The sequence below is a fragment of the Helicobacter sp. T3_23-1059 genome, from assembly GCF_053654515.1.
This window is the reverse complement of record NZ_JBSIUV010000090.1, coordinates 1-4,453: the sequence shown is the minus strand read 5'-3', so window position 1 is coordinate 4,453 and position 4,453 is coordinate 1. Positions and strand designations below refer to the sequence as shown.

At 35.2% G+C, this 4,453-nt stretch carries 3 protein-coding genes; 2 read left to right on the top strand and 1 reads right to left on the bottom strand.

The features are described from left to right. Positions 1-271: hypothetical protein (locus ACWIX0_RS12840; protein WP_454174379.1), on the bottom strand; the 271-nt coding region annotated here is incomplete at its 3' end. A gap of 472 nt (positions 272-743) precedes the next feature. Here ACWIX0_RS12840 and ACWIX0_RS12835 point away from each other — a divergent pair. Together ACWIX0_RS12835 and ACWIX0_RS12830 are read left to right on the top strand one after the other, a co-directional pair. Next, complete coding sequence (locus tag ACWIX0_RS12835; protein WP_454174378.1) at positions 744-3,761, top strand: ADP-ribosyltransferase-containing protein; 3,018 nt, start codon at positions 744-746, stop codon at positions 3,759-3,761. A 23-nt stretch (positions 3,762-3,784) separates the two neighbouring features. Beyond that, on the top strand, positions 3,785-4,324 hold the full coding sequence (locus tag ACWIX0_RS12830) for a PBECR2 nuclease fold domain-containing protein (RefSeq protein WP_454174377.1): 540 nt from the start codon (positions 3,785-3,787) through the stop codon (positions 4,322-4,324). The last annotated feature ends 129 nt before the right edge of the window (positions 4,325-4,453 follow it).

Here is a 4,453-nt window from a genome sequence, read left to right as displayed (position 1 = left end):
ACCTCGTGCTAAGGGAGGGAAAAAGTGTGGGATTATTATTTACAAGGGAGGGGGAATCTTTATCGTCATTGCCTACAATGCCATTAGAAAGATTTAGCGCGGAGTTACTCTCTCTCTCTCTCTCGTTATTAGCAAGCGTAGCATTACTTGCAGTTGTCATATTTTGGGCTAATGTGTTTTTAGCTAATGCGATATGATTAGCAAAACCACACGCCATAGCCATACTTACAAACGCTAATGCCTTATTGATTTTTGTCCCATACAAAATCATTTCAAACCCCTTTTTTACGCAGTCTTTACAAAATCTTTTAGCACATTTGGATTCTTGTAAATGTTGATTTTCTCATTATGTTTAGCATTTTAAGAAAATAAGATTCACAAGCAAAATGTAAAAAATAAACGCAATCATAAACAAAATAAACTTAAAATTTGCTTTTGTGAAATGGGAATGAAAGAAAAAAATAAAACAAACATAAAAAAATAAAATCATACGAGGTTTTTCTGTGAGGTTTATAAAAAAATGCCTTTTAAAAAAGCAGAGGCAATGTCCTATGTGGCAGTGATAGGAGGTGTGAGATGATAAAAAACGCAATAAATCAGCTCTAAGAGTGCTTTATCAGCATGAGTCAAACAAATAACCAACGCCCCACGAGCAAAATCAAAACCCAACTCAAAAAGATAAACCAACGCCAGCACTGCTAAATCGCATAAGAGATTTAAAAAATCTAAGTGAAAAAGATTTTTTGCCAACAGGAAAATACATAGCAGATAGAAATTTTACACAATGGAGTTATTCTTTTAAGCAAAACACCACGCCAAGCCTTTATCGAGAAATGATAGAGGAGGCTTATGACATACACCCCGCGCAAGAGTTTGGCACAAACTATGCGGAATTTTACAAAGACGGGCAAGGGGCGATACAAAAACTACTAGCCGAAGCAAACGCAGCAAAACAAGCAGGCGAGGAATTTAGCGGACAAGTCGCAGGGGCGTTTGAAAAGCAAATCGATGGCGTTTTAAGTGATATTGATTTAGTCTGGGGCAATGAAAAAATGGGCTTAAAGCACATTGTAGAAAAGCACGGCGATGATTTTGCAGGATTTGAGGGCGACAAACAAGCCGACAAAATCGCAAATGTGCTAAGTGAAATCATAGAAAAAGGGGAAGTAAAGGCTACGCACAACGGCTATAACATTTTTTACAATGATTTTAAGGTAGGATTAAATGTAGGCTGGAATGAGAACGGAATCAAAAAAGGGGACAATAAATGGATAGTAACGGCGTTTGATAAATCAAAAAGTTTAAGTGAGAAACAAGGTAGCAACTCTGTTTCTTTTACAAAGAGCGAGACTCTGCCCTTAAACTCAAACGAACAAATTATACAACACACTGCCGAGAAAATCCAACAAAAAATGCAAGTTTCGAGCGATTTTGCGCAAAATCTAGCAAAATGGCACAAAGATAGCCACGCAATCACAAAAGAAGCAGACGGAACGCCTAAAATCTTTTATCACGGAAGCGGAGCAGATAATATCACAATTTTTGACAAAGCAAAAGATGATACGGGCTTAGGTTTTTGGTTTAGTGAGGACAAAGATTTTGCAGAAAAATACCATAAATTTGGAGGCAAAAACTACGAAACTTTTTTACACATAAAAAACCCGCTAGATTTATCGCCACAAAGCAATCTAAAAGAAGCAGATTTTACGCGCATTTTTGGTAAAGATTTTGTAGAGGAAATGAAAAAATCGTGGCAAATTGATGATTTGTTTAGTAACGCAGATAAGTTTTATAAAATCCTAATATCTCATTCTTACACAAACGGAGCAAAAAACTTTGTAAGCAAAATCCAAAAAGCGGGCTATGATGGCATATATTCTGTAAAAAGCACTACAAAAAACACAAAATTGCCCATTGCAGTAGTCTTTGATAGCAATCAAATCAAAGCCATTGACAACAAAGGCACATTTGATTCTAGCAATCCAAACATTTACCACGCAAACGCGACTTTAGGAGGAGGCATACTAGGTGGAAGTGTAGCAGGGCTAGAATACGATGAAAATGGCAACATAAAAGGCTTTAGCCCTGAGAGGTTTCTAGCAGGATTTATCGCAGGGGGCATCACTAGCAAAGCCACACAAGCCGCGCTAAAATCCCCAAAACTTAGACAAAAAGCCCTAGATTTTAGCCAAAAAGCAGGTGAAATCATCACGCACACGCTAAAAGAATCAAACCTACCAAAACACGCACAAGAAGCCTTGCAAATCGCTTTAGGCAAACGCCTTGCAAACGCGCTAGATTCTCGCGCGTGGATAAATGAGCCAAAAGAGGCGATAAAGTCGCTAAGCAAAAACGCACAAGACTTGCTAGATAAAGAACAACAAGCAATTTATGGCGTAGTGTATAAAGGCGAGCATAGCGCGACTATTTACAAGGATTTAGCAAAGATTGATGAAGCCTTAAAAAACACCATAGCCTTAAATAAGGGTTATCATAACCTACACAGCGACAGAGGGAGAGGAGCTACACATATAAAACTGCATTTAGAACCTTACAGCGAGGGGTATTTAAGCCAAAATGAAATGCTAGATTTAGGTAAAAACATAAGAGAATATATAAATACTTATGGCAGTCCTTTTATCGATAAGAGAGGAGCTAGAATTTATGAATGGTTTAATAAGGAGGGGGATAAGTTTCGCGTGGTAGTAGATAATCAGCGAGCGGGCACAACTGCCTCTGTCCCCGCTGATGAGGAAATTATAACATACTTTAGCGATAGATTTACAAAAAAAGGAATGAATTTTCATAATGAGCGCGTAACAAGCGATTATGAGCAATTTTTAAGTAAAAAATTAGATTTTTACATACAAGAATTACAAAAAATAACGCATAACGGCGTTAAATACGAGGATATAGACATAGATGGGATAGCACACATATTGCCTTTGCGCTATCTTTATGACAAATCAAAACAAGGCAATAGCATTGCAAAAGCGATTTTAGAAAATTTTAGCACAGGGAATGAGGGCAGAGGATATAGCGGGTATTCTATGAGTAATAACGCAGTATATGCTTATGAAAACGGACAAAAACCGCTAACAAAATTTACAAGCGAGGACGCAAAAGAAATAAGCGATTTGACTGAAAAAAAATGGAGCGTAAAAGAAGTAAAAGATTTTGTAAAAGATTATGGTGAAGTGGGGTATCATCACACCAGCAAATTTTACAACAAAACATATTTTTATTCTATTGGTAAAGCATTTAGAAATATTGCAGAGGACGAACCTGAATATGCAAAAAGGTTATTTCAAAAAAAGCCTGAACAAAATCAAAAAGAAATCAATGAGTTTTTTAACTATGTAAAACAAGACACAAAAATGGACGAGCAAAAATATCTAAGGGAAAAAATATACCATTTTAGAGAAAAAATAGACTCTCATAAATACTTAAAAGAAAAAACAAGGATTGAAAAAGAAAAAACAGATTTTGAATCAAAAAAGAAGCTAGGACAATCTTTTATGGAGCGTTTAGAAAACATAAGCTGGTATCAAAATCCTACAAAACATCAAAAACAAAAAGAACGCAATTTGGAAGCGGAAATTAAAAAAGCATTAGAAATTTTAGAATGGCTACAAAATAAGCAATATTTAAAAACGATTGATGAGCTAAAAACTGAGGGCAAAAAACGCGGGCAAATATATCTTTTGCAAAGATTAAAATATTTTGAACCAAAGCTAAAAGATTTTGTGAACAACATATAACCTACGCAACACGCAAACAAAGAATGCAAGAATTAGCTACAATTTCAAATCAAAATCCAAAAAATGATAAAATCACGACAAAAAATATGCAAGGACAAAATACGATGCAAATCAAACAAAATCAAAATGGCGATTATTTACTAAAAGATAGCGAGGGCAAAAACCACATCGTGCGCAAAGAAGTAGCACAAAAATGGTTAAAAGAGTTTGGACTAAACGATTTATCACAAAGCTATAAGCCAAATCTTAGCGAACCGATAAAAAGCGCAATAAATAAAGATATAGAAATAAACACAAAAGACTTGCTAAAACTTATAAACAAGGGCAGGACAAAATACATAAAAGACATAAAATTAACTTTTGAAAAACCAAAAATGGTTTTTATAGATGAAAAAGATGATTTGATATTTGCAAAAGAATTAAGCGATAGATTGTTTTTTGTCAGTGTTAGTAGAGATTATGGGGATAATTACTTAAATGTTACGCTAAGTCCAAAGAAAGACACGATATTACAAAATAAGCTAAAAAAGGCTAAAAAGGTTGTATTTGATAAAAGTAGTTAGCTTCCGAGCTTCGAGATTCCTCAGCACATAAAGCTTCTACAGGTTTCCTATCTTCCACCAGCAAAGCCAACTAAACGCATTATACCAAATCTTATTAAAAAAGGACAAAAAATGGACAAAATCCAAGAA

What these genes read in the sequence shown, in the direction of transcription:
- ACWIX0_RS12830 (WP_454174377.1), top strand. Translation starts at nt 3,785, where the DNA reads ATGCAAGAATTAGCTACAATTTCAAATCAAAATCCAAAAAATGATAAA.